The sequence below is a fragment of the Curtobacterium sp. MCLR17_059 genome (assembly GCF_003234665.1).
GTDB classification, from domain to species: Bacteria; Actinomycetota; Actinomycetes; order Actinomycetales; family Microbacteriaceae; genus Curtobacterium; species Curtobacterium flaccumfaciens.
Window position 1 is genome coordinate 48,533 of the sequence record NZ_QKSU01000012.1, and the last position, 25,295, is coordinate 73,827.

Sequence of the window (25,295 nt, forward strand, 5' to 3'; positions counted from 1 at the left end):
GCTTTCTGCGCATTGTGCGCAGGCAGGTCGGCTCGCCCTCCGTACGCTGGGGTCGTGACCGACGACCGTTCACGGCGCCCCAGGCTCCGCTTCGCCACCGAGGTGCTCGTGCTGCAGCTCGCCGTGGTCGTCGCCGTCGTCGCCCTGACCAGTGCCGTGTTCGTCCGGATCGAGGTCACCCGGCTGGAGCGCGCTGCCGAGGGGACCGCACTCGCGATCGCACAGAGCGTCGCCGCGCAGTCCGACGTCCGGGCTGCGGTCGCCCGGTTGAGCGTCGACGGCACCGACCTCGACCCCGCGGCCCTCGCCGACGGGCCCGTCCAGCGAGCGGCACTCGCGGCCCAGCGCCGGACCGGGGCACTCTTCGTCGTGGTCACCGACGACCGGGGCATCCGGCTGGCCCATCCCGACACCGACCGGATCGGCGAGATGGTGAGCACCTCCCCCGACGCCGCACTCGCGGGCCGCGAGACCGTGTCCTGGGCACGCGGCACGCTCGGTGAGTCGGCGCGGGCGAAGGTGCCCGTCTCCGCGCCCGTGGCCGGCGGGGCGGAGACGAGCCGGGCCTCCCGGCAGTCCGCCGTCGTCGGCGAGGTGAGCGTCGGGTTCAACCGGGCACGCGTCTACGACACCCTGGTCGAGGACAGCATGCCGGTGATCGGTGCCGGGCTGGCGGCGGTCCTGCTCGCGGTGATCGCCTCGGTGCTGATCCGACGCAGGCTGGTGCGGCTGACGCTCGGGCTGCAGCCGGAAGAGCTCGTGACGCTCGTGCAGAACCAGCAGGCCGTGCTCGGCGGCGTCGGTGAAGGCGTCATCGCGATCGGCCCGTCGGGGGTCGTCACCGTCTGCAACCCCGAAGCCGTGCGACTGCTCGGACTGGCCGACCCGGTCGGCCGTCCGGTGGCCTCCCTCGACCTGCCCGCGCCGCTCGGGTCGATGCTCGATGTGACTTCCGCTGCCCCGGCGAGCGCCACGATCGTCGCCGGGCACAGGGTGCTGCTCGTCGACGTCCGCACGGTGTTCCGCGACGGACGCGACCTGGGCCGGGTCACCGTCCTGCGCGACCGCACCGACGTCGAGGCCCTGACCCGGCGACTCGACGCCGTCGGGGCGATGAGCACGGCGCTCCGCGCGCAGCGCCACGAGTTCGCGAACCGGCTGCACGCGATCTCGGGGCTGCTCGACATCGGCGAGACCACCCGGGCGCGCGCGTACCTGGCGGACGTGCAGGAGCGCGGGCCGCTGCGCTACCCGGTGCAGCACGCCGACCGGCTGACCGAGCCGTACCTGCAGGCGTTCCTCGGGGCGAAGGGCGTCGAGGCCGCCGAGCGTGGGGTGCTGCTGCGGATCGGGGCGGAGACGCTCGTGCAGGGGACGATCACCGAGCCGGGCGACGTGACGACCGTGCTCGGCAACCTGGTCGACAACGCGGTGTCGGCGGCCCTCACCGGCGGGGACGAGCAGTCGAGGGACGGCGGATCCCCGTGGGTGGAGGTCGAGGTGCTCGACGACGGCGCGACCCTGCACCTGTCGGTGATGGACTCCGGGCCGGGGGTGCCGGACGATGCCGCGGACTCGCTGTTCGTGCGCGGGCCGGCGGCTGCTCCTGCGTCGGAGGACGTCTCGCAGGTGCACGGGCTCGGGATCGGGCTGCCGTTGTCGCGGGAGATCGCCCGGCGGCACGGCGGTGACGTGTGGCTCGCCTCCCCCGGCGGTGCCGACCACGGCGCGGTCTTCTGCGCCCGACTGGAAGGAGTGGTGTCGTGAGTTCCGTCTTCACCGTGCTGGTGGTCGACGACGACTTCCACGTCGCCGACCTGCACCGGCGGCAGGTCGACGACGTGCCGGGGTTCCGGGCGCTCGAACCCGTCGGGACCCTCGCGGCCGCCCGCGCCGCGCTGTCGAGCGGGACCGTGGACCTGGTGCTCGTCGACGTGTACCTGCCCGACGGCAGCGGGCTCGACCTGCTGCGGTCGATCGACACCGATGCCTTCGTGCTGAGCGCTGCTTCGGACTCGGGCACCGTGCGGCGGGCGATGCGGAGCGGGGCACTCGCCTACCTGATCAAGCCCTTCGCAGCCGGGGTGCTGGCCGAGCGGCTGCAGGCGTACGCACGGTCGCGGAACGTGCTCGACGAGCGGTCGACCCTCGATCAAGAGGCCGTCGAGCGGGCGTTCCGGATCCTGCACGCCGGCGACAGCGGTGGGGCCTCGCCGTCCCGGGCAGCCACGGCGGCGCTGGTGCTCGAGCAGCTCGTCGCCGGTGAGGAACGATCCGCCGCCGAGGTGGCTGCGGCGATCGGGGTCTCGCGGGCGACGGCCCAGCGGTACCTGGCGCAGCTCACGGCGGACGGGACCGTGGCGATGCAGTTGCGGTACGGGGCTGCGGGGCGGCCGGAGCACCGGTACGTGCGGCGGTGACGGGCCCTGCTGCCCTTGCGTATTTCACCGGATACCGGCAGGTTTGGTCTGACGCGCTCCGATCTCAGCCACACGCGAGCGTGATGACCGACCCAGAAGGAGATCACGTGATCGCGATCGAGATGGCAGCCGCCGTCCTGACCATCGTCTTCGTCGTCCTGCCGGCGCGGGGCACCATCGGCAGGAACGGGCTCGTCGGCATCCGTACCCGGGCGACCATGCGCAGCGACGAGAGCTGGATCATCGGCCACCGAGCAGCGATCGTCCCGACGAGCATCGCCGGCGGCGCGACCGTGTCAGTGAGCCTGGTCTATATCGCACTCGGACGCGCCGACGACATCCCCGCGTTCGTCGCGTGCGCCGCGATCCTCGTCGGCGGAGCCTTCTGGGGTGTGGTGGCCGCAGGACGCGCGACCAGGTGACGGCGGACACGGGGGCCCGGGCGTGGTTCAGCGGTGACGTCGTCGAGCTGCTCGAGATGGTCAGCCCGTACCTCCAGGTCGTCGCGGTGCCGCACACCCACGCTGACGCCTGGCCCTTCCGGCCGCCTCAGGAGGGGCGCGCGCCCTAGCCCTGTCCCTGGTCCGTGAGGCGCCATCCGGACGCCGTCTTCGTGAAGCAGAAGCTCCACGTGCGCGTCCCGTTCATCGGCTCCGATTCCTCCGACGCTCGACTCGTCACCGTCGTGTCGACACACGACTCCGTCCTGTGGCCAGGGTTGAACGGCACCGATTCCGCCTTGTCCGCGACGGTGTACTTCCGCAGCGTCGGGTTCCGGCACCACGCCCACGTGCTGTCGAGCGTCAACGCCTTCGTCACGTCACACCGCTGCGCCTTCGCCGCAGCCAGGTACACCTTCGTCACCTCGACGGCGGTTGCGGACGACGGCGGCAGGCGGGGCGAACTGCACCCGGTCACCAGCGCGAGCCCCGACGCCAACACAGCGGTCACGAGGAGCGAGCGTTGCACGAGCAGGAGCCGTCCGTGCGGTCTGCTCAGGCGCATCAAGTCCACCCCTCACGGTGCCGCGGGCGGTCCGCTGGTCTCGCCCAGCAAAGCGCACCACCGCGATCAGAGCCATGAGCACCCCCACAGCCAGGCCCGCCGCTGACGGACTGGAGGCGCGGGGCGGGGCCGCACCGGGCCTCCAGTCCGTCAGGTGGTCAGGCGACGATCTGCACCTGCGTGGGCACGTCGGTGACGGCGAACGGGGCGGACGTGCCGCGCACGTCGACCCGGTAGTCGCCGCGGAAGCCGCGGACCTGCACCCGACCGCGGTCGTCGGTGCGCAGCACCGTCGGGCCGAGCCACCACTCCTCCTTGACCAGGCGGCGGAGGGCCTCGTACGACGGCTTGGGTGTCCCGTCGGCGCGGACGAGTCCGATCGGGGCGCCGAGCCAGGCGCCGGCGTCGGTGATGCCCCAGTAGGTGATCGCCTCGACGGAAGGGTGGCCGACCAGGCTCCGGTAGTGCCGTTCGACGTCGTCGGCCTGGCGCGCCTCGCCCTCGGGCGTCGACGGCCACGAAGCGACCCGGTGGTCGTTGAGGTCGACGATGTGCGCGGGCATGAGGTCGCCGGAGACGAGCGAGGTCTCGGTCAGGTGCAGCGGCAGGCCGTAGCGGGCGAACCGGTCGACCATCGCGAGCATCGTGTCCTCGCCCCAGTAGCCCTGGTGCATGTGGGTCTGCAGTCCGATGGCGTCGATCTGTACGCCGGCCTCGAGCACGCCCTCGATCAGGCACTCGTACGCACTCGACAGGTCGAAGTCGTTGAGCAGCAGGGTGACGTGTGGATTGGCGGCGCGGGCCTCCTCGAAGGCCATCCGGATCATCGGGATGCGGCCCTTGGCGCGGGCGAGCGGGGTGATCGCGTTGTCGCCGTTGTCGAACACCGGCATGATGACGACCTCGTTGATGGCGTCCCAGGTGTCGATCGTGCCGGCGAAGGCGGAGACCTCGCGGCGGATGCGCTCCCGCTGGAGCTGCTCGACCTCGTCCAGCGGGAGCCCCAGCAGCCAGTCGGGCTGCACGGTGTGCCAGACGAGCGGGTGACCCTTGAGGGCGATGCCGCGGTCGCGGAACCACTGCGCCGTCGTCAGGAGTCTGGCGGTGTCCGGGGCTCCGCGCTCGGGCTCGAAGCGGCCCCAGTAGAACGGGAGCGTCGCGGTGTTGAAGACGTCGGTGTAGAGGTCGGCGAGGTGCTCGGTGCCTGCTTCGTCCTGCGCTTCGCCGTTGGCCAGTTCGATGAAGTCGAAGCCGATGTTGCCGAAGGCGAAGGCATGGCGGGTCTGCTCGACGGTGATGTCGGCATCGTGGATGGGATTGCCTTCGGCATCGACGACCGTCAGGGTCGTCTCGCCGAAGCGGTGATCTGGTGCGTGCGTCATCGCGCGTCCTCCGACATCGTCGTCCGGGATTTGTTGTGCGCGCAAACATAGCAGCGGGGATCGTCGCCGTCACCCGGAAACCGGCCGGGGGTGAGAGGATGCGTTCGCATCCGCACTGCTGCGGGGTGCACGGCATCACTGTCGGGCCGGAAATCGATGTCAACCAAGACCGAGTCGGCCTTGCTGTGAGGTGGCCCCCGTGGTCTTGTTGGAAGCAGAACGTGCAGGTGCCCTGCGTCGCGAGCTGGAAGCCGCGCGTGCGGACGGCCACACGCGCACACGGCTGGAACCGTTCCCGAGCCGCGCGGGCGCACGATGGCTGCTCCGGCTCGCGTTCGCCGTCCCGTTCCTGGTGCTCGCAGCCGTCAGCGCCGACCCCACCGTGGCCGACGTCACCGTCAACCGCTCCGTCGTGGACCACGTCGCGACACTGAGCTGGGACCGCGCAGACGTCTCGTGGCTCAGCGAGCTGTACCCGCCGCTGGGCACGATCCTCGTGCGGCTCATCCCCGGCGGCGCCGCCGGACTCGCGGTCGCCGGGGCACTGGTCGCCGGGATCCTGCTGCAGCAGTTGCTCGAGGCCATGGTCCAACGACGCTTCCCGTGGTGGAAGAGCACGGTCTTCCTCGTCGCGATCGGCGCGAACCCGCTCTTCGCGTACACCGCCACGGGCAACTTCGAGGCGCTCCTCGGCATCGCGCTGTTCGGGATCGGCGCGATCAACATGGTCCGCTTCGTCTCCAGCCGGAACACCAAGGCCGGCTTCGAGTCGGGGATCCTCTTCATGCTCGCGGCGTTGGCGGACGCTTCGGGGCTCGTCCTCGTGGTCGCGGCGGCGATCACGGCCCCGCTGCTCTCCGTCGCACGGCGGAGCGAGTCGGGCGCGAGATGGTCGAACGTGCTCATCGTGCTGTTCCCGACCATCGCGGTCTTCGGTGCGGTGATGTTCCTCGAGGCACTGTTCGGACGGAACCCGTTGCTGGTGTTCCAGAACGCCGTCCACTACGACCCTGCGCTCTGGGGGCTGGTCCCGGAGCTCGTCACGACGCTCAACGGGCTGCTCATCCTCGCCCCGGTCGCGAGCGGTTGCGCCCTGGCATTGCTGAGTCGTCGGCCCGGTTCGGTCCTGATCTCGGTGTTCGTCTTCGGGGCACTGATCATCGGCTACGTGGGTGGCCTCATCCCGGTGAACTCCGCGGGCAACGTGTTCCTCATCATGACGATGATGGGCATCGCCGTGGTCCCGGCCGCCCGGACCACCCGGGTGAGCGGCCTGATCGCCGCCGTGGGCGCGGCGCAGATCGTGATCGCGTGGGCGGCTGCGTTCAACCGGCCGATCACGCTGGAGTGGATGGCCGCCATCGGTGACTCCCTCGGGTGGTGGTGACGAGTGACCACCCCGCACCTCTCCGGGCCCGGCCGGCACACAGCCACGTCCCGCCCCGATGAACTCACCGAGCTCGAGGCCTCCGGGATCGACCCGGCGTTGCAGCGCCCCGGATCCGGGCAGCGGTACCTCGCCGAGGACTGGATGCCGGTCCGCGTGCTACAGGACGGCAGCATCCTCGTCCTCACCTCCGGCCGGGCCGACGACGCCGCACTCGGGGATGCGTTGTCCGAGGAGCTCGGGGCTCCGGTCACGTTCGTCTCGGTCGACAGCTGGACCCTCCGCCGTGCCGTGCTGAGCCAGTTCCACGGGGCCGTGGCCGATGCCGCTGCGAACCAACTCCATGACCGGAACCCGACGCTCTCCGCCCGCGTCGTCTTCTCGCGGTCACAGAAGGCCTCGGGCATCGTCCTCGCCGTGATCGCCGTGGCGTGCGGGATCATCTGGCCCGTCCAGACCGCGATCGCAGCGCTGATCGCAGCCAGCCTCGTGTTCCTCGCCGGGACGGGCTTCAAGTTCGTCGTCGCCACGCAGGGAGCCCGCTACGACGTCGTCGAACGGATCACCGACACCGAGGTCTCTGCCCTGGACGACGCCGACCTCCCCGGCTACACCGTCCTCGTGCCCGTGTTCCGCGAAGCGAACATCGTCGCCCAGCTGATCGACAACCTCGGCGGCCTGGACTACCCCGTGCACAAGCTCGAGGTCATCATCCTGACCGAGGAAGAGGACCAGGAGACACGGGACGCGATCGCCGCGGCGAACCCACCACCGCACTTCCGCGTCATCACCGTGCCGAAGGGGCACCCGCAGACAAAGCCACGTGCGTGCAACGTCGGACTCTACGTCGCGACCGGCGAGTACCTCGTGATCTACGACGCCGAGGACACACCAGACCCCGACCAGCTGAAGAAGGCACTGATCGCGTTCGAGCGCGGTGGCGAGGCCACGGTGTGCGTGCAGGCAGCACTGAACTACTTCAACGCCCGTGAGAACGTCCTCACCCGCATGTTCACGCTGGAGTACTCCTACTGGTTCGACTACATGCTGGCCGGTCTGGACCACGCGTCCCTGCCGATCCCCCTGGGCGGCACGTCGAACCACTTCCGCACGGCATCGCTCATCGAGCTCGGCGGCTGGGACCCCTACAACGTGACCGAGGACGCCGACCTCGGCATCCGGGCGAGCGCCGTCGGGTACCGCGTGGGCGTCATCAACTCCACCACCATGGAGGAGGCCAACACCTCGGTGCCGAACTTCATCCGGCAGCGGTCCCGCTGGATCAAGGGCTACATGCAGACCAGCTTGGTCCACGCCCGTCGGCCGCTCGCACTCGTCCGTGAGATCGGAATCGTCCGGTTCGCGGCGTTCGTCCTGCTCATCGCGGGCACCCCGGCGACGTTCCTCTGCGTGTTGCCGTTCTACGCGCTCACCGCCGTCACGTTCTTCCTGCCGCGGGAGACCGTCGACGCACTGTTCCCGGTGTGGGTGCTGTGGCTGTGCCTGTTCAACTTCCTGGTCGGCAACGCGATCATGATCTACCTGTCGATGATGGGCCCGTTCAAGCGCGGGACCTTCCACCTGATCCTCTGGTCGCTCCTGAACCCCGTGTACTGGACGCTGCACTCCATCGCCGCCTACAAGGCGCTCTGGCAGCTCCTGACCCGGCCGCACTACTGGGAGAAGACGGAGCACGGGCTGACGAACCAGGGGTCTGCGTCGGACGCGACGGGCTGAGGTACAGGCCCTCGACTCAGCCCACGAGGAGCGTTCGTGGAGATCGGGTCCGTGCAAGGGCCACCAGGAGCGTGCCGTAGGCGACCAGGGCAGGCACCAGCATCCACGCTCCGGTCGGGACCAGCGCGTAGATGACGAAGAACGCGAGGTAGACGACGAGGTTGATCGCGAGCGTGACCTGCGAAGCCCAGGTCCACATCGCTTTCGTGACGGAGTCACCCTGATCTTGGAACGACGAGTTCAGCCACGCCCGCGACGTCCCCGAGAGCCAGCTCGCTCCGTACCCGAGGAGGAAGAAGGCGCCGACCGCTGTCACCACCGTGGCGAGTTCCGACGGTCTCACCAACGCAACAACTGAAACCGCGAGGAAGCCTGCGGCCAGCGCCACTCCTGAGATCGAAGTGTGGAGACGATCGTTCCCGTGCGCCAGGTCCCGGGCGCGACCACGGCGCAGGTTGCTGAGCAGCACGACGAGGCCGCCGCATCCGTAGGCGGCGAGCATCCATCCGTACGCGGCTTCGCCGAGCTTCACGACCTCGAACACGAGGGGTGTCTCGATGATGTTGAGGATCGCGCCTGCGATGAGGAGGAGCATCCACAGCCGTGTGTAGGGCTGTCGCCAGGCCCACAGATCGGACCCTTCCACGCGAACGAGGGCGGCGAACCCCGGCAAGCGGAACCAGCTCCCCGTGCGCAGCTCGGTCGCCGTCCTCCCGCCATGATCACGAGCCGCTCGCAACGCACGTCCGACACCGCCGTGAGCCCACATGGCTGCTCCGACGCCGACGAACATCAGCGCATTCAAGAGCAGCAACCACGTCGGCCCGATCACCGGGAGCAGTGAACCCCCCACGGCCGGCGCGACGGCGAGGGTGACTGCCGACGTCGCACTCACCGAGCGGAGCACCGTCGGCCTCTCGGAAGCACTGACCGACGAGCTCACGAGCGACAGCAGGAGCGGATTTGCAACCGCACGGACGATCATGCTCGACCCCGCGTACACGTAGACCACCCACAGGTGCTCGACGAAGAACGCCGCGCCGACCGTCATCACGGCCAGGGTGATCTGGCAGCCGATCCACGCCCTGCGGACGCTCTCGATCGGAACAGCTCGAGCGATGTGACCGGCGACAAGCAGTGCCGGGACCGTCTGTGCCACGAACAGCCCCGCACTCGCGGTCGATCCGGCCTGGGTCTGCACGTAGACGATCAGCGCCAGGTAGGTGAACCAGTTCCCGATCCCGTACGTCAGGGACACGAGGGGGAAGAAGACGCGCAGGGGCATCGCCGTCCTCCTCACCTCCGCCGAGCCCCGCAGCCGCCGCCGACGTCCCAGCCGGCGTTCGGGCACCTCGGGTTGAGACGACAGTAGGACGCCTGCTCGCGCCTTCCCATGAGGGAGTGGAAAGGGAACCCCACGTGCAGTGCGGACGATCGCGAGGATGCAGCCCCTCCCCACTTGCGCCACACTTGCCACGACATGCGCACTCCGCTCCCCCACGCCCGCCGAGGCCTTCGACGCAGCACGGTGATCATCGGCGTCGCCGTCGTGGCCCTCGTGTCGCTCACGGCCTGTTCTGATCGCCCGACGCCGGAGGAGAACGACAAGGCCCACTCCGACTGGATGCAGCGCGTGCAGGACCGATGGGCCGGACAACCTGGCGGACTCGGCAGCGGTGCCGGCACCAACGATTCATCCAGCCGACTCTCCCTCGGCACCGACGGAGCCGGAGACCGTGCGCGGATCCGCGTCTCGATCACCTGCCAGGGTGACGAAACCGTGCAGATGGCCGTGTGGGCCGGACGCATCGGTGCGAACGGGTCGGAGACGGGCAAGCGACTCACGTCACGCTCCGTCCAATGCGGACACGACGAGGACCTGTACGTGGTCACGTCGAGCGCGGCGATCACGATCGGCCCGACCGCCGGAGACGGCACCGTCGGCTGGTACGCGGCGGCCTACAGCGATCTCGCTGCGCGCACGCGCTGAGTAAGCACCGCAACAACGGAAGCGCTTCCCGCCAAGGGCGCAGGCCGATCCTGCGACCGGGCCGGTTTCCGTCGACACCACACGGCGGCCTGGAGGCGCGTGGCGGCGCCGCCACGCGCCTCCAGGCCGTCTTCCGGTCACGTCGGGAGCGCGCCGGGCGCGTCCTTTGAGGATCGCACCTGCAAGGTTGTGCTTCGTATTGATATGCAGCATTCTGGGCGAGTTCACCGTGATCACGGTGACGAATTGGGGAGGAAACACATGAAGAAGACCCTTTCGGTCGCATCCGCAGTCACGACCGTCGCAGTTGCGGCGGGACTCTTGATCGCTGCACCCGCCCAAGCTCAGACCACGACGCCGGTCGAGCTGCCGACGAACGTCGTCGTGGACGAGAGCTTCGATCCCACCGGGGAAGTCGTCACCGCCGACGACGGGCGGTCCACCCGTTCGGGGAACTGCAAGGACCGAGCGTTCGCCGTCGTCGCCAAGATGACCCAGTCGCTCAACGGCTGCAGCGTCATCGGCTCGAAGGCTTCGACCCAGGTGCAGTACAAGTGGTACAAGCACCAGGGCAACTCGAATCCCTGCATCTGGGGGAAGTCGTTCAACTCGCGGCACGCTCCGACCTGGACGACCCTGAACTGCGGGACCGGGCGCTCGAAGTTCGTCCCCTGGGGCAACGTGGCCGCCACCAAGAAGATGAAGGGCCTCACGGGCACCGGTTGGGCCGGCGTGCAGTGGCAGTGACGCCCCAACGATCGCGGCGACGCAGCATCGAGGCCGTTGCCTCGATCTGCGTCGCCGCAGCCGCTCTGTCCGCGTGCTCGTCGGGCCCCGACGATCGGACGCGACGGGCTGAGTCACCGACGCAGACACCCGCACCCGCACTCGGCGTGGCTTCGATGCAGATGATCGCCGATGAGCTCCGCGCAACAGTGCCGTGCGTGCGGGCGGATGCACTGCATGACGACCTCGCATTCTGGGACAGCATGCGTGGCTTCGACTGTCTCGACGGGGACTCACCAACCTTCATCCGTGTCTACGCGCATGCGGTGTCGGTGCCGCAGACCCTCGCGGACTGGGACGGCACGTTCGGTGCCGGGCGAGTGGTGACCAGGGGTGAGCACTGGTACGTCATCGGAGCTCCCGCCACCGTCTCCGCCGTGAAGCCTCCGAAGGGAACACCTCGCATTGCGAACGACCTCGGAGTGCCCGTGCCCCTCACTCCCGAGCAGGACTACATGACGACCTGCGTGCTGTTCGTCTCGAGTGAGGGCCAGCGGTACGTGCAGCATCCGAAGCAGCGCAGCACATCGGCAGATCAGTACAGCGCGCTCTTCCCAGGGGTCACTGCCGAGGTGCACGCGGCGATCGACGACCTCGGCCGGAGCCGCATCCTCGGGATCGCAGATGAGGAACGATGGATTGCGGCGCTGTCCCCGATAGGTCCCCGGCTCAAGCGGCAGTGCGCGACCGCGTACCGCGCGGTCGGCGACACCGTGCGCCCGCTCACTGGAGACGAGCGGTGAGGGCGTCAAGCACCCGGCCCTCCGTGCGCAGAGCTGCCACCGCCGCCTTGATGGTCGCCACCACCGGCGCCTCGCTGCTGGCGGTCGACAACCTGCTCGGCTTCATCGGAACGCATCTGATCGCAGGAGGGCCGGTGTTGATGGTCGCTGCGATCTCGGTCTCAGCAGGAGTCGTGGCCGCTGCCGGTGCTGCGCTCGCTCGCGACGCCGTGCACCTCGTCTTCGCGGCCGCCACCGTCGTCTTCGTGAGCGCTCTGTCGCCGGCGACCAGCAGCCAGCTGTTGCTCCCCATCGCGGTCATCCTGCAGGCGCTCGTCCCGTTGGCCTTCGCAGCCGCCGGGCTGCTGGCCCTTCGCGGTTCGCGGAACTCCACCGCGGTGCGGGTCCTCGCAGTGATGCTCGTGGGGTTCGCCGCCGCCTGGATCGTCACCGCGTTCATCCCGGTGGCGCTCGTGGCGTTCCTCCTCGCACAGGCCGGCACGCTGGTCGTCGGGGCTGTCCTCAGCCTGCAGCCGATTCTTCGCCGAGGTCGGAGTCTTGCGCGTGCGCTGTGGTCGAGCGCGGAGGTCCGCTGAGGAGTCCCGCTGCACGCCGCTGGGCGGTGTGCGTTCGACGCGGTGCGGATACGATCGTGCGCGCATCCTGATCCAGCGAGGGCAACGGGTGTTCGAGGGGGAGAACGTCGTGGTGCGTCAACAGGGGCACGTGGGTCCCGGATCGTCTGCCAGACGCGTGCTCGCGGTCGGTCTGGCGATCGCCGTGTCGGCGGCAGCTCTGGTCGGCATCCGTGCAACGGCAGGATCAGCGGACACCCCAGCCTCGGCGGTGACGGTCACGAAGGTCACCGCGACCACCACCGTCACCTCGACCGGCAGTGCCGTGCGCACCACCCTCAAGGTCAAGAACACTGCCGCCGTGCGGAAGCCGGCTTCCTCCGCTTGGCTGTACATGTCCGCCGGCACGAAGAAGTACACACTCGGCCGGGTCGCGGTGAAGGCACTCGCCGCTGATTCGAGCACCTCGGTCACCGCAGTGCGCGGGACCCCTTCCCGTACCGCGGCCGGCAACTACTCCGTCCTCGCCTGCGCCGGTGCGTACTCGGCGAAGCAGTGCCGCACGTCGACCGCGACCGTCACCACCAAGCCGACGACCCGCGCGCGTCCGGAGACGGGCGTGATGCTCGACGTCGCTCGCGCCTACTACCCCGTGGCGTTGCTCAAGCGGTACATCGACCTCCTCGCCGACGACGGCGGCCGCTTCCTGCATCTGCACCTCACCGATGACCAGAACGTCGGGATCGAGAGCACGGTGCTCGGCCAGACCCCTGCGAACGCTGATCTCGACGACGGCGTGTACACGAGCCGCGTGACCCATCGCCCGTTCCTGAGCGCCGCGCAGGCACGCTCGATCGCCGACTACGCAGCGAAGCGGAGTGTCGCGATCGTGCCCGAGATCGATACTCCGGGCCACATGGCTGCGGCATTCGACCTGCTCGAGGCGGAACACGGCACGAAGTGGGTCGACCGCATCCGTTCGGGCGAGAACGAACTCGACACGTCGGCGCCGGAGAGTCTCGCCCTGGCGAAGAAGCTGTACGCAGAGGTGCAGCGGACCTTCCCTGCCAGCCGAACCGTGCACATCGGCGGCGACGAATGGGGCGACGACGTCACCGCCGGCCAGCGCGTCGCCTGGATGAACGCGATGGCGGCCACGGTCGGCAACCGCGAGGTCTGGGCCTGGAACGACGGGATCGATCGGGTCGCGATCGGGCGACTCGATCCGCGCATCCACGTCACCTACTGGAGCTTCGACGGCGACACCGAGGACGCAGCCGAGCGGCGCGAACGGCGAGCGCGACGGGCGAGTGCGGTCGACCTGCAGCAGGCCGGGATCGACCTGCTCAACTACAACTCGTACTACCTGTACGAGGTGCCGACCGACCTCAACCCGGCCGACAGCGAGTACACCGTCGCCGATCTCCGCGAGAACTGGTCACTCCGGACGTGGGACGGCGACTCCGGTTCGCTGCTCGCGGCTCCGATGTCGGGCGCGGCCGTCGCGATCTGGGGTGAGGACCTCGAGGACCCGCCATCTGACGCGCTCCTGCGGTGGAGCGCACCGCACGTGACGGCGATGCTCGAGACCGCAGCCTCCTGACGGACGCATGTCGGGCCTCCAGGCCGATCGCTGGACCCGCCGGACCCGCCGGACCCGCCGCCTGCCTACCCGAGCGGCTCGACGCCGTAGCTGGTGACCACCGCACGCAACTCGTCCAGGTATGCCTGCGCCTGCACGGTGAGGGGAACCGAGGCGTGCGCGATCCAGCCGATCTCGATGCGCTCGTCGACGTCGAGTGGGATGGCGACGATCTCGGGGTCGAGGTCGTCGCTGATCAGCCCGGTCGAGATCGTGTACCCGCCCAGACCGATCATGAGGTTGAAGATCGTCGCCCGGTCCGACACCCGGATCTCCCGCTTGCTCGACATCGTCGACAGGATCTCCTCGGCCAGGTAGAAGGAGTTGTTCGCGCCCTGGTCGAAGGTCAGCCGAGGCAGGTCGGCGAGGTCCTCGAGGGTCGCACGCTCCCGTGACGCGAGCGGGTTCCGCTTGGCCACGAAGATGTGCGGCTGCGCGACGAACAGCGGCGTGAACACGACGCCGGCGTCCCGCAGCAGCTTGCCGAGCACCTGCTTGTTGAAGTCGTTGCGGTAGAGGATGCCCACCTCGCTGCGCAGCGTGCGGACGTCTTCGATGATGTCCCAGGTGCGCGTCTCGCGCAGCGAGAACTCGTACTCTTCCGCAGCAGCCGCTTCGACCATACGGACGAAGGCCTCCACCGCGAACGAGTAGTGCTGGGCGGACACCCCGAGCAGCCGACGCGACCGCTGGCCGCCGACGTACCGCTGCTCGAGCAGGGAGACCTGCTCGACGACCTGCCGGGCGTACCCGAGGAACTCGACGCCGTCGACGGTGGGCACGACTCCTCTGGCCGAGCGGGTGAACAGCGGGCGCCCGATCCGCGTCTCCAGGTCCTTCATCGCCGCGGACATCGTCGGCTGCGACACGTAGAGCAGGTCGGCCGCTGCGCTGATCGAGCCCTCCGTCGCGACCTCGATGAAGTACCGGAGCTGCTGCAGGGTGATGTCGTTCGAGACACGGGCCATAGGCCGAGGCTATACCGGTGCATAGCGTCTCGGTATTACCTGATGGCTCGCCTTTCCCGTCATGATCGAGGCACCCCTTCCCCAGCGCCCGCGGGCGCTCGACGAACAGATTGCCGACCATGGCGAACGACCTCACCTTCAGCATCACCCGGACCCGGTTCGACGAGGACTACTCCCCCGCCGACAGCTCCCGGCTGACCACGAACTTCGCCAACCTGGCGCGCGGCGAGCACCGTCAGCAGAACCTCCGCGCTGCGCTGGCGATGATCGACGGGCGCGCGAACGAGCTGGCCGCGGCGCACGACCGCTACCGTCTGCAGCTCGACATCGTCTCGGTGGCGCTCGAGCTCTCAGACAGCGGGTCGGACGCGGAGTTCCCGCTGCTCGAGATGCTCGACGTCACGATCCTCGACCAGCACACCGGCGAGCGCCACCAGGGGATCCTCGGCAACAACTTCTCGTCGTACCTGCGCGACTACGACTTCTCGGTGCTGCTGCCGTCGTCGCCGTCGCTGCCGTCCGACTTCGGCCAGCTGCACGGGGCGCTCTTCCAGCGCTTCCTGGAGTCAGACGTGTTCGGATCGCAGTTCACTGCCGAGCCCGTCGTCTGCATCAGCGTCTCGACGAGCCAGACCTACCGCCGGAACGGGTACGTCCACCCGGTGCTCGGCGCCGAGTACGAGCACGAGCACTCCTCGCTCACCGACGACTACTTCGGCCGGATGGGCATGCGGGTCCGGTACTTCCAGCCCGCCGGGGCGGCTGCCCCGCTCGCGTTCTACACGCGCGGCGACCTGACCGGCGACTACACGGACCTCCAGCTCATCGGCACGATCGCCACCATGGAGACCTTCCAGAAGATCTACCGCCCGGAGGTCTACGCCGCGAACACCCCGGCAGAGAGCACCTACCGCCCCACCCTCGACCACGCCGACTTCACGCCCACCCCGGTGACGTACGACCGCGAGGAGCGCGGCCGCCTCGGGATCACGCAGGGCCGGTGGACCGAGGAGCACCTGGTGCGGCCGCACCACGCACTCCTCGCCCGGTGGGCTGACCCCGCCCTCGCGAGCTGACTTCCTCTGCCCTTCGACTGACTGGACCATCACCCCCATGCGTTCTCTCCTCCCCACCTCGATCGTCGGCAGCCTGCCGAAACCGTCCTGGCTCGCCGAGCCCGAACGGCTCTGGTCCCCCTGGGAGCTGCAGGGAGCAGCACTGACCGAGGGCAAGCAGGACGCCCTGCGCTCCGCCGTGCACGAGCAGGAGCGCCGCGGCATCGACATCGTCAGCGACGGCGAGCAGACCCGCCAGCACTTCGTCACGACGTTCATCGAGCACCTGGACGGCGTCGACCTGGAGCGCAAGGAGACCGTCCGCATCCGCGACCGGTACGACGCGGCCGTCCCGACCGTCGTCGGTGCCGTCAGCCGTCGTGCGCCCGTGTTCGTGGACGACGCCCGCTTCCTGCGCGCCCAGACGGACCGGCCGATCAAGTGGGCGCTCCCCGGCCCGATGACGATGATCGACACCCTCTCCGACCAGCACTACAAGAGCCGCGAGAAGCTGGCGTGGGAGTTCGCCACGATCCTCAACCAAGAGGCGCGCGAACTGCAGGACGCCGGCGTCGACATCATCCAGTTCGACGAGCCTGCCTTCACGGTCTTCCACGACGAGGTGCAGGACTGGGGCGTGGCCGCGCTCGAGCGTGCCGCCGAGGGCCTGCGCGCTGAGACCGCCGTGCACATCTGTTACGGCTACGGCATCGAGGCGAACAACAAGTGGAAGGAGACGCTCGGCGCGGAGTGGCGGCAGTACGAGCAGTCCTTCCCGCTGCTGCAGCAGTCCTCGATCGACATCGTGTCGCTCGAGTGCATCCACTCCCACGTTCCCCTCGAGCTCGTCGAGCTGATCCGCGGCAAGAAGGTCATGCTCGGGGCGATCGACGTCGCGACCGAGACCGTGGAGACTCCGGAGGAGGTCGCGGAGGTGCTGCGTCGGGCGCTCGAGTTCGTCGATGCAGACAAGCTCATCCCGAGTTCCAACTGCGGGATGGCTCCCCTGGCGCGGGGTGCGGCGCTGGACAAGCTCGGCGCGCTGTCGGCTGGTGCGGACATCGTGCGGGCCGAGCTCGTCGGCACGGCGGCCCCGTCGGCCCACTGATCGCCGCGAGACACCACGGCGGCTCTCTTCCGGAAGGAGGAGAGCCGCCGTTCGTGTTGCGTCCGCCGCGTGCGCGGCTTTCGGTCCGGCCTGGAGGCGCGTCTTCTGCCCGCTCGACAGGGCGCGTTGGTACTGGTGTCGCGACCAGAACCAGAACCCGAACCCGAACCCGAACAGCGTTAGCGGGTTCTGCGAGCGCCGCATTTCCAATCGTTCGATATGTTGCGCTTCAAACTTCACATCATGTACGTTCATACCCGTGCGCGGAGGGGCCGCGCGAGAAGGGGGCTTCGATGTCGAAGTTCATGATTACGGCTGCGGCCGTGATGGTCACCGTTTCCGCTGCAACCACAGTGCCGGCGCTGCCGGCCCACGCAACGTCACCGACAACGCAGCACCTCGCTGCCGAGCGGGCTGCGCTCTCTGACCGCAACGTGATCGAGCTGTTCACGGGCCAGGGGCGGATCATCGCCGAGCACCCGGAGCTTGCAAAGTACGTACCAAGCGGCGAGCAGAAGCTGACAGCTGCGCAGATCTCCGCCGTGACTGTGGAGTACCAGAACGCCTACCCGCAGTTCCGCGACAACATCACCGTCCCGCTGCAGAGCGGCGACCCGTACCGAGTGCTCGATGCACTGCACGCGTTCGAAACCGCAACCGAACGCATCGCAACCTCGGAATCCGCCACCATCACCGGCGACGGCAAGTGCGCCCTGCTGGTCGCCGTCGCTGTCGCTGCAACGCTGTGGTTGGGCGTCCTTGTCTGGGTTGCGGGCCGATCCGGCTCCGCCCTGACCGAGGAACAGTTCGCGGCCGAGCTGGCGGCTGCTTTGCCGTCGAGCAACTGACAAGAACCTCGAGAGGAAAAACCTTCGATGTCGAAGATCATGATCGCGGCTGCGGCCGTGATGGTCACCGTTTCCGCTGCAACCACAGTGCCGGCTGCGCCGGTCCAGGCAGCAACACCGACGACGCAACACCTCACCGCCGAACGGGCTGCGCTTTCTGACCGGAACGTGATCGAGCTCTTCACCGGGCAGGGGCGGATCATCGCCGAGCACCCGGAGCTTGCAAAGTACGTACCAAGCGGCGAGCAGAAGCTGACAGCTGCGCAGATCTCCGCCGTGACTGTGGAGTACCAGAACGCCTACCCGCAGTTCCGCGACAACATCACCGTCCCGCTGCAGAGCGGCGACCCGTACCGAGTGCTCGATGCACTGCACGCGTTCGAAACCGCAACCGAACGCATCGCAACCTCGGAGCCCGCCACGATCACCGGTGATGGCAAGTGCCTGGTGGTCGTCGCAGTCGGTGTCCTGGTCTGGGCGGCTGTTTCGGTCTCGGTGAAGTTCTGGGGGCCGAAGTCAGCAGACCGTGACTCCGGCGCGCTCTTTGCCGCGGAGCTGACTCGCGCCCTGGGCTGATGGGCCCGAAACGAGCGCTTTGGCCATTTGCGACAACGGCCGTACTGCTGATGAGTTGGACGGCACTGAGCATTGTGGAGTCGTTGTCTCCACACGCGTTGTCGAGTCGTGATCCTGCCGCGGTGAAGGTGCGAGATGCAGTGCTGACAATCGCTCCACAGCGTTGGGAGTTCTTCACCGCATCTTCCAAGGGCCGGCAATACGTCGCCTACCGCACGCAGACAGGCGACTCGGCGCTTTCGCTGCCGCAAGGCAAAGCAACGAACCTGTTCGGCGTCTCGCGCGCTCAGCGTGCGCAGGGTCCTGAGCTAGCAGCGCTGCATCAGCAGGTGGCGAACTGGAAGAAGTGCGTGGACAAGTCTGCGTCTCAGAAGTGCATCCGACAGGCGGCCGAAGAGCGACCGCAGGCTCTGAGGAATGGGGCGAAGCGGAAGACTCTCTGCGGAGATCTCCTCCTCGCTCAGGAGAAGGCGACTCCGTTCGAGTTCCGTAGCTTCGATCTCCCGAATTTCCGGGTGCTGAAGGCTGCACGTGTGGAGGTGTCGTGCAACTGATCTTCGCCGAGGTGAGCGGGCCCCGGCTGCGGCGCACCCTCCGCAGCTTTGACCTTCAGACGCTCCGCTTCAGCGGCTTTCGCGGGACGCTCGTGCTGGCTCAACTCACGATCCTCGTGGCAACGCCGTACGACGCGTTGATGCAGACTCTGGTGGGAAGCGGAGCCGGACCGGTTTGTGATGGGCTTCGAAACGCTTCGACATACTGCCTTGGACGATCCTTGCCCGATGCGCTCGTCACATCCGCCATGGTCATGATCCTCATCGGGGTTGCGGCTGGGGTTGCGCCGACCGTGATGGCGATCCTGCACGCGTGGGTTGCGTTCTCGATCGCTGGGTCGATCTCGCTCCCCGACGGGGGCGACCAAGCGGCCGCGGTGTGCACCCTGCTCCTTGTCGTCGTCAGTTTCGCCGACCGACGTCGCTGGCTGCTCGGTCCGCCGCAGACAGTCGCGAACTGGCGCCGACAAGTGGCGCTCGCAGGTCTCATGGTCATGCGAGTGCAGGTCACTGCGATCTACTTCAACGCCGCGATCGCCAAGCTGTTTGCACCCGAATGGGTCAACGGCACAGCCGAGTACTACGTCCTTCGGGACCCGTTCTTCGGGGCGAGCGGACCGCTTGCTCCTGTCCTACAAGCTGCAACAACGCTGCCCGCTGTGACGGTGGGCGTGACCTGGGGTGCGGTGATATCGGAGATCGCGATCGGTGTGCTGATTCTGTGTGGCCCGCGAAGTCGTTCGATTGCCTTGGTCCTGTGCGTGGTGCTGCACGGGGCGATCATCATCACGATGGGGCTCTGGAGCTTCGGGCTGATCATGATTGCGATCGTCGGCATCGCCGCGATGCCGTACACGCCGCATGAGCAGACGCACCAGTTCTGGTCCCGTCTCGGCAGAAGGCACCACGCCACCGTGCACAGCCCTAGCGTGGGTGGCGCTGGGGTCCGGTGAGCGCGCAGCACGTGCGTAGCGCGTCTCTTGGCTCCCTCGCGGCGGCCGTCCCCGTCTTGATCGAGATCGCAGTCACGAGTGCATGGTGGAACCGACTCCCCGATCGGATCGCTACGACCTTCGGTCCGGACGGCAGCCCAGACGGATACGGGACCCCGTTGGGGACGGTGATCCTTCTCGCCTCCGTGCAGACCCTCTTTCTCGTCGCTGCGGTCGGATCTGCCTTCGCTCGAGATCGGCGGAAAGGTCGGATCGCCTGCGCGGTCACCGCTGGACTCATCGCCGCTGTGGCTATCACTTGGCTGAACATCGCGGGAGTCGCGGCCTCGACCGTGCCACCAGAAGCTTGGTGGGCAATCCTGGCGGGCCCGGCGTGGGCAGTCGTTCCGTACTGGCTGCTACGACTCGACAAGGAGGCACCATGAGGGAGATCAGGGGGCGAAAGAACGAGAGCGAGACCGCAGCTGGGAGGTCGCGGGGCACCCGGTGGGGTGTGGTCAGCGTGTTCGTGTGCCTGGCCTACGTTGCGGCGTGGGTGTTGCTCTGGCCAGCAATTGAGGCGAGCGCGGACCTCTCGGACCCCGTCGGGAACCCTGGTGCGTACATCGCGACCGTGGCGATGATGTTCACACCGGGCCTCGCAGCGCTGCTGGTCGCGGTCACGCTCGAACGTCGCCGCGGGAAGGCGATCCTGGTTGCGCTCGGGCTGACAGGATTCTTCACGCGTCGAGGCTGGCGCTTCGCTCTCGCAGGCATCGCCGGAGCTGCTGTGCTGATCTCCGGCAGCTGGGGCCTCGGGATGCTGTTCGGGTGGGTGCAGCTCGACCCCGAACACTCCGTGGCGAAAGAACTCATCGTTCGAGTCACGGGCGAGCAACCGCCGATGCCGATGGCGCTCCTGGCGCTGCTGCAACTGCTGAACCTCCCGATCGGGATTGCCATCACCGCGATCGCTGCGACCGGCGAAGAAGTCGGTTGGCGCGGCTGGCTCCTCCCGAAACTGCTGCCGCTCGGCACTGAATGGGCGCTGTGCGTGAGCGGCGCGATCTGGGGTCTCTGGCACGCTCCCGCGATCCTGCTCGGCCTGAACTACGAGGAACGCAATCCCCTCGGGATCATCATGATGATGATCGGCTGTGTCGGCGCGGGCGTGCTGATCGGCTGGCTTCGGCTTGCGAGTGGATCGCTTCTGCCCTGCGTGCTCGCCCATGCGGCACTCAACAGCTTCGCCTCGTACCAGTCCATGCTCTTCCCGCCGTTCGACGAACGCCTTGTCGGGCCGCTCGCCATCACCGGATGGGTCGTCATGGCGCTCTTGATCGCGGCGTGCGTGTTGCGGGCAACTCGACTTCGCCAGCGACACGGCTCGCAACTGGACAGGCCCGAGGTCCGCAACAACGAGCTGTTCCAGTCGCCGGGCGAACGCCCGAGGGACTGAGCGGACCACCGCAGCCTCGGACCCCGAGGGTCGGGTCCCTCCGGCCTGAAAGTCGGCGTCTGCGAAGCGTCAGCCTCGAGGGCGTTGACTACGTTCATGATCACCAAGGACGTCATCCACCAGGTCGAGAGTGCGACTGTCCGGGATCGCAACGGCGTGTCAGTCGGCAAGGTCGTGCAGGTGTTCCCCTCCGACGAGGACGGCAGCGCGGCCTACGTCTGTGTCGCAACCGGCCTGCTCGGGCGACACCAGGCGCTCGTCCCCGCCGACGACGCCACGTTCGACGGCACGGACGTGCACGTCGGGTACACGAAGGACGCGATCAAGGACGCGCCGTCCCTCGGAGCCGGACGTACCCTGTCCCCCGACGAGGCGAACGCCGTCCGCAAACACTTCGGGCTGTCCCACACCGGCGCTGCAACCGGGGACATGGGTGACCCCCACGAGAACCTCGATCAGGCCGGGACAGGTCTTGCGGGCGCGGACGACACCGAAGGCGCAGGGACGACCCCGCCGGCCTGAACGCCACTGGGTGAACGGCGCCGAGACCACGGCTTTCGCCCACACCAAGCAAGGCAGCGGCCGGTCCTCTGGCGGGTGCGTGCTCCGTCATTGATGCGCGCTCTTGTGAACGTGGTACACGCGGGGTTCTCGGAAGAGCGTGCCCGTCTTCGTCCGACGGGCTCCGCGGCCATCACACACGCGCAGCACCGCGATGAGGCTGTTGCGAACCCCCACCTCGTCGCAGCGCGGTCACGTGTCATGGGAAGTCACCCTCCGACACACATCGACACAACCCTTCTCGCGGGCGTTCGGCGATGCCACAGTCTCGCGATGGCGCACATCTGGTCGGGCTGTCCGCCCACACCGGACGAATCGACACCACCCGGCGCCACACAACGCGACAGGTAGCAGCCCAGAGCACGAAGGAGTCCTCGTGACCATCAGCAACCAGACCGCCGACAGCACGATCGACGGGGGCACCGACGACGAGCTCCTCGCCCGTTTCCGTCCGATCTTCGACCGCATCGCTGCCGGCGCCTCTGAGCGCGAACGCGACCACCGCCTCCCGTTCGAGGAGATCCGCGAACTCGCCGCGGCAGGATTCGGCGCCGTCCGCGTCCCCGTCGCCCACGGCGGAGCCGGGGCGACCCTGCCCCAGCTGTTCCGCCTGCTGACCGAACTCGCCGCCGCTGACAGCAACATCCCCCAGGCGCTCCGCGGCCACTTCGCACTGGTGGAGGATCGGTTGGTCGCACGGACCGGGGAACGCGAGGGGTGGCTGGACCGCTTCGGCCGCGGTGAGATCGCCGGCAACTCGTGGACCGAGGTCGGGTCAGTGCAGGTCGGCGACGTGATCACGAAGGTGACCCCGCAGCCGGACGGGACGTTCCGGATCACCGGGCAGAAGTACTACTCGACCGGCAGCATCTTCGCCGACTGGATCGACACCTACGCCGAGCGCACGGACACCGGCGAGCGGGTCATCGCGATCGTCGACGCGCACCAGCCCGGGGTCACGCACACCGACGACTGGGACGGGTTCGGGCAGCGCACCACCGGCTCCGGCACCAGCACCTTCGACGACGCCGTCGTGCAGGCCGACGCGGTGATCCCCTTCGACGAGCGGTTCAAGTACCAGACGGCGTTCTACCAGGGCGTGCTGTTGAGCGTCCTCGCCGGGTCCGTCCTCGCAGCCGAGCGGGAGATCGCGCGCGAGGTCCGCAACCGCACCCGCGTCTTCTCCCACGGCAACGCCGACACGTTCGCGGCAGACCCGCAGATCCTCCAGGTCGTCGGCGAGGTGTCGGCGGCCGGGTTCGCCGCCACCGCCATCGTCGACCGGGCCGCCGCGGCCCTGCAGGGTGCGTACGAGGGAGCCGGGCTCGACACAGCCGAGGACGAGCGCCGCAACAACCGCGCCGAACTCGCGACCGCGCAGGCGCAGGTGGCGCTGACCACGCTGGCGACGACGGCGACCTCGCACCTGTTCGACGCGCTCGCGGCGTCCGGGGTGAGTACGACGAAGAACCTCGACCGGCACTGGCGGAACGCTCGCACCGCTGGCAGCCACAACCCGTGGGTGTTCAAGGCGCGGATCATCGGTGACCACGCGGTCAACGGTGCCGAACCGCCCCGCGTCTGGGCGATCGGTGCGACCCGGACCTCGTGACGCCTGTCGAAGCCGAGACGGCTTCCGCGTGACCGCTGCTGCGATGTGCCTGCCCCACCGCCCGCCCGCCCGCCCGCCGTGCGCGTACAGTCCCTGGCAACGCGCGGCTGGCCAACGATCGGGGAACGCGATGCGACTGCTCACGGGGATGACACTGGCCGTTGCGCTGGCAGCAGGCGCGCTGGTCGGCATCGCGCCGCCAGCGACTGCGGCCGGATCCGGAACGATCACCGTGCAGCTCGCAACGCCGGACGGCACCGCGATCCGGCTGGCGGACGTCGAACTCGCAGCGATTGGCACCGACGTCGTCGTCGGGAACTCCACCACCGACGATGGCGGCACCGCGACGTTCACCGGCATCCCCGCACCGGACACCGTCACGGTGACGACGCGGCAGCTCCCACCGCACGGAACGGAGACCTACGCCCCCGGACTCCGCTCGGGCATCGCCGTCCGCGGCGGCTCGACAGTCGCGGTCACCGTGCCGCTCGTGATCGGCGCCACCGTGCAGGGCGGTGTGGTCGGCCCGACGGGACCCGCCGCCGGTCGCCTGATGTACGCCTGGAACGAGGACACCTCGCAGGTGTTCCGGACGACCTCGGACAGCACGGGCCAGTACCGGTTCGTGGGGTTGAGCACCGGGAAGTACCGCATCGAGGCCTACGCCAGCGGAACGGCGTCGCCCGCCGTCTGGAAGACCCGGGTGTACCAGCAGCGAGGAACGCTCCCGGCTTCCCGAGTCACCTTGTCACGGCACTACGCACACAGCGACTACGACCTGGTCGTCTACGCGGCCTCGGCGTCCCGCAGCCCGTCGGCGCAGCTGAGCGGTGCGACCGTCACGGTGACGAACGCGACGACCGGAGCGTCGTTCTCGACCCGGTTCTCGACGCTGCTCGACAGCGAGCAGACGGCGCAGTTCCAGATCCCCTCCGGGCAGTACGTGGTGGAGCTCCGGACCGTCGCGACGACCACAACGACCGCGCAGGTGCTGTGGCTCGGATGTCCGGGCGGCACGTACCGGTACGTGACCGACCGGGCGCAGGCCGTCCCGGTGAACGTCGTGTTCGGCGGTCACGACTTCTGGGGCGGCGCCCTCGGGTGATCCGGACCCAGCACCATCCCCAGCACATGGCTGGCCGAACGCGGTTGGCTGCGTGACTGCACGCGGTCGCGTGAGCAGCAACGGACAGGAGGCGCGGTGCCAGCTGGCACCGCGCCTCCTGTCCGGCACACGGTCGCGGACACGCGACGGTGGCGTCGCCACCTTCTACATGTCGGCGATGAGACGGAGCGTGGAGCCGTCGGGGACCGTCTGGTGTTCGACGTAGTGCATGAACACCGGCGCAGCCTGGTCGGCCGTGAACAGCTCGGCAGGATGCCGAGGCTCGTGCGCCGCCTGCACGTCGATGGTCTCCGTGAGCGGTTCGGTGAGGTCGTGGTCACGGCCGACGATGTAGAACAGGTACTCCCCGTCGTCCTCGCGACGGCGCAGCTCCACGCTCATCCTCTCGGCGGTGCCACCGGCCTGCAGGTAGGAGCCGCCGTACTCGTCGATGACCGACTGCTGGCCGGCGCGCCAGGTCTGGTCGTCGATCGGCGCGGAGAAGACGAGCCACGCGAAGTGGTCGTCGTTGTCGAGAAGGCCGAGGCTGCGTCGCACCTGGTCCGGGAGCGGGCGGAACGTGTCGTTCAGCACACTGCTGACTGACCCGTTGGACTTCATGATGATCAAAGCGGGCTACTCCACGTGCTCGTAGGCGACAGACGCAAGCTTTTCAAGCCCGCGTACAGCGGCCACGGCATGAGCACCATCAACAGAAGCCACGACCCGGGGCGGGTGGTGTTGATGATGAGGTTCAGCAGTCCGAGCGCGAGCAGAAGACTGGCTGCGATCACCATGAACCACGCAAACGGGCGCGGATACTTCGGCGGCGTCACCAGCTCAACGTAACGGCGAACACATTGTCTCGCAT

At 68.5% G+C, this 25,295-nt stretch carries 27 protein-coding genes; 22 read left to right on the top strand and 5 right to left on the bottom strand.

All coding sequences use genetic code 11. The features are described 5' to 3' along the window. Window positions 1-54: 54 nt before the first annotated feature. The 4 genes from DEJ12_RS15145 to DEJ12_RS17850 all read left to right on the top strand — a co-directional run bounded on the left by DEJ12_RS15145 (window position 55) and on the right by DEJ12_RS17850 (window position 3,531). The gene (locus tag DEJ12_RS15145) at window positions 55-1,767 is read left to right on the top strand and encodes a sensor histidine kinase (RefSeq protein WP_111030614.1); all 1,713 of its coding nucleotides are present in this window, start codon (window positions 55-57) and stop codon (window positions 1,765-1,767) included. Next, the gene (locus DEJ12_RS15150; protein ID WP_111030615.1) at window positions 1,764-2,420 is read left to right on the top strand and encodes a response regulator; all 657 of its coding nucleotides are present in this window, start codon (window positions 1,764-1,766) and stop codon (window positions 2,418-2,420) included. The genes DEJ12_RS15145 and DEJ12_RS15150 overlap by 4 nt, the downstream gene beginning before the upstream one ends. Before the next feature lie 107 nt (window positions 2,421-2,527). After that, window positions 2,528-2,842 carry an SdpI family protein gene (locus tag DEJ12_RS15155; RefSeq protein WP_181433097.1) on the top strand — a complete coding sequence of 105 codons (315 nt, stop codon included), beginning with the start codon at window positions 2,528-2,530 and terminating at the stop codon, window positions 2,840-2,842. A 191-nt stretch (window positions 2,843-3,033) separates the two neighbouring features. Continuing rightward, on the top strand, window positions 3,034-3,531 hold the full coding sequence (locus DEJ12_RS17850; RefSeq protein WP_146245567.1) for a hypothetical protein: 498 nt from the start codon (window positions 3,034-3,036) through the stop codon (window positions 3,529-3,531). 52 nt (window positions 3,532-3,583) lie between these two features. On the opposite strand, the gene DEJ12_RS15165 is transcribed toward DEJ12_RS17850, so the two are convergent. Continuing rightward, window positions 3,584-4,807: an endo-1,4-beta-xylanase gene (locus tag DEJ12_RS15165; RefSeq protein ID WP_111030618.1), complete on the bottom strand. Its 1,224-nt coding sequence runs from the start codon at window positions 4,805-4,807 to the stop codon at window positions 3,584-3,586. Window positions 4,808-5,006: 199 nt separating this feature from the next. On the opposite strand from DEJ12_RS15165, the gene DEJ12_RS15170 reads away from it, so the two are divergent. Together DEJ12_RS15170 and DEJ12_RS15175 are read left to right on the top strand one after the other, a co-directional pair. Continuing rightward, window positions 5,007-6,194: a hypothetical protein gene (locus DEJ12_RS15170; protein WP_111030669.1), complete on the top strand. Its 1,188-nt coding sequence runs from the start codon at window positions 5,007-5,009 to the stop codon at window positions 6,192-6,194. A gap of 3 nt (window positions 6,195-6,197) precedes the next feature. After that, on the top strand, window positions 6,198-7,931 hold the full coding sequence (locus DEJ12_RS15175) for a glycosyltransferase (protein WP_111030619.1): 1,734 nt from the start codon (window positions 6,198-6,200) through the stop codon (window positions 7,929-7,931). A gap of 16 nt (window positions 7,932-7,947) precedes the next feature. On the opposite strand, the gene DEJ12_RS15180 is transcribed toward DEJ12_RS15175, so the two are convergent. Next, window positions 7,948-9,432: an MFS transporter gene (locus tag DEJ12_RS15180; protein WP_146245568.1), complete on the bottom strand. Its 1,485-nt coding sequence runs from the start codon at window positions 9,430-9,432 to the stop codon at window positions 7,948-7,950. Window positions 9,433-9,459: 27 nt separating this feature from the next. Between DEJ12_RS15180 and DEJ12_RS15185 the strand changes: the two genes are divergently transcribed. From DEJ12_RS15185 to DEJ12_RS15205, 5 genes are all read left to right on the top strand, one after another. Beyond that, the gene (locus DEJ12_RS15185; RefSeq protein WP_111030621.1) at window positions 9,460-9,921 is read left to right on the top strand and encodes a hypothetical protein; all 462 of its coding nucleotides are present in this window, start codon (window positions 9,460-9,462) and stop codon (window positions 9,919-9,921) included. A 261-nt stretch (window positions 9,922-10,182) separates the two neighbouring features. Beyond that, entirely contained in the window at window positions 10,183-10,668 is a 486-nt protein-coding gene (locus tag DEJ12_RS15190; protein WP_111030622.1) for a hypothetical protein, read from the top strand. A gap of 155 nt (window positions 10,669-10,823) precedes the next feature. Continuing rightward, entirely contained in the window at window positions 10,824-11,450 is a 627-nt protein-coding gene (locus DEJ12_RS15195; RefSeq protein WP_146245569.1) for a hypothetical protein, read from the top strand. 50 nt (window positions 11,451-11,500) lie between these two features. Beyond that, window positions 11,501-12,025: a hypothetical protein gene (locus DEJ12_RS15200; protein ID WP_111030624.1), complete on the top strand. Its 525-nt coding sequence runs from the start codon at window positions 11,501-11,503 to the stop codon at window positions 12,023-12,025. Window positions 12,026-12,275: 250 nt separating this feature from the next. After that, window positions 12,276-13,607 carry a family 20 glycosylhydrolase gene (locus tag DEJ12_RS15205; protein WP_146245570.1) on the top strand — a complete coding sequence of 444 codons (1,332 nt, stop codon included), beginning with the start codon at window positions 12,276-12,278 and terminating at the stop codon, window positions 13,605-13,607. A 65-nt stretch (window positions 13,608-13,672) separates the two neighbouring features. Here the strand turns inward: DEJ12_RS15205 and DEJ12_RS15210 are convergent, their stop codons facing one another. Beyond that, window positions 13,673-14,614, bottom strand: coding sequence for a LysR family transcriptional regulator (locus tag DEJ12_RS15210; protein WP_111030626.1), 942 nt, complete (start codon window positions 14,612-14,614; stop codon window positions 13,673-13,675). A 119-nt stretch (window positions 14,615-14,733) separates the two neighbouring features. Between DEJ12_RS15210 and DEJ12_RS15215 the strand changes: the two genes are divergently transcribed. The 11 genes from DEJ12_RS15215 (at window position 14,734) to DEJ12_RS15260 (ending at window position 24,424) form a co-directional block, all read left to right on the top strand. Continuing rightward, entirely contained in the window at window positions 14,734-15,690 is a 957-nt protein-coding gene (locus DEJ12_RS15215; RefSeq protein ID WP_111030627.1) for a putative oxygenase MesX, read from the top strand. Window positions 15,691-15,727: 37 nt separating this feature from the next. Further along, on the top strand, window positions 15,728-16,777 hold the full coding sequence (locus DEJ12_RS15220; RefSeq protein ID WP_111030628.1) for a methionine synthase: 1,050 nt from the start codon (window positions 15,728-15,730) through the stop codon (window positions 16,775-16,777). Window positions 16,778-17,070: 293 nt separating this feature from the next. Next, a complete protein-coding gene (locus DEJ12_RS15225; RefSeq protein ID WP_111030629.1) occupies window positions 17,071-17,625 on the top strand; it encodes a hypothetical protein in 555 nt (184 codons plus the stop codon). Between the two features lie 27 nt (window positions 17,626-17,652). Further along, a complete protein-coding gene (locus DEJ12_RS15230) occupies window positions 17,653-18,201 on the top strand; it encodes a hypothetical protein (protein ID WP_111030630.1) in 549 nt (182 codons plus the stop codon). Window positions 18,202-18,323: 122 nt separating this feature from the next. Further along, a complete protein-coding gene (locus tag DEJ12_RS15235; RefSeq protein WP_181433098.1) occupies window positions 18,324-18,755 on the top strand; it encodes an SdpA family antimicrobial peptide system protein in 432 nt (143 codons plus the stop codon). Beyond that, window positions 18,746-19,708 carry a sporulation-delaying protein SdpB family protein gene (locus DEJ12_RS15240; protein WP_111030632.1) on the top strand — a complete coding sequence of 321 codons (963 nt, stop codon included), beginning with the start codon at window positions 18,746-18,748 and terminating at the stop codon, window positions 19,706-19,708. The genes DEJ12_RS15235 and DEJ12_RS15240 overlap by 10 nt, the downstream gene beginning before the upstream one ends. Before the next feature lie 11 nt (window positions 19,709-19,719). Continuing rightward, a complete protein-coding gene (locus DEJ12_RS18335) occupies window positions 19,720-20,133 on the top strand; it encodes a DUF1648 domain-containing protein (protein ID WP_375334586.1) in 414 nt (137 codons plus the stop codon). A gap of 194 nt (window positions 20,134-20,327) precedes the next feature. Then, window positions 20,328-21,146, top strand: coding sequence for a CPBP family intramembrane glutamic endopeptidase (locus tag DEJ12_RS18110; protein WP_258370568.1), 819 nt, complete (start codon window positions 20,328-20,330; stop codon window positions 21,144-21,146). Between the two features lie 96 nt (window positions 21,147-21,242). Further along, window positions 21,243-21,668, top strand: a complete 426-nt coding sequence (locus tag DEJ12_RS15250; RefSeq protein WP_111030634.1) for a hypothetical protein — start codon at window positions 21,243-21,245, stop codon at window positions 21,666-21,668. Window positions 21,669-22,083: 415 nt separating this feature from the next. Continuing rightward, window positions 22,084-23,319 carry an acyl-CoA dehydrogenase family protein gene (locus tag DEJ12_RS15255; RefSeq protein WP_111030635.1) on the top strand — a complete coding sequence of 412 codons (1,236 nt, stop codon included), beginning with the start codon at window positions 22,084-22,086 and terminating at the stop codon, window positions 23,317-23,319. Between the two features lie 232 nt (window positions 23,320-23,551). Then, window positions 23,552-24,424 (top strand): carboxypeptidase-like regulatory domain-containing protein, encoded by an 873-nt coding sequence (locus tag DEJ12_RS15260; protein WP_181433101.1) that lies wholly within the window; start codon window positions 23,552-23,554, stop codon window positions 24,422-24,424. A 165-nt stretch (window positions 24,425-24,589) separates the two neighbouring features. On the opposite strand, the gene DEJ12_RS15265 is transcribed toward DEJ12_RS15260, so the two are convergent. Both DEJ12_RS15265 and DEJ12_RS15270 read right to left on the bottom strand, forming a co-directional pair. Next, complete coding sequence (locus tag DEJ12_RS15265; protein WP_111030637.1) at window positions 24,590-25,054, bottom strand: hypothetical protein; 465 nt, start codon at window positions 25,052-25,054, stop codon at window positions 24,590-24,592. Continuing rightward, a complete protein-coding gene (locus DEJ12_RS15270) occupies window positions 25,051-25,260 on the bottom strand; it encodes a hypothetical protein (RefSeq protein WP_111030638.1) in 210 nt (69 codons plus the stop codon). The genes DEJ12_RS15265 and DEJ12_RS15270 overlap by 4 nt, the downstream gene beginning before the upstream one ends. Window positions 25,261-25,295: the final 35 nt, after the last annotated feature.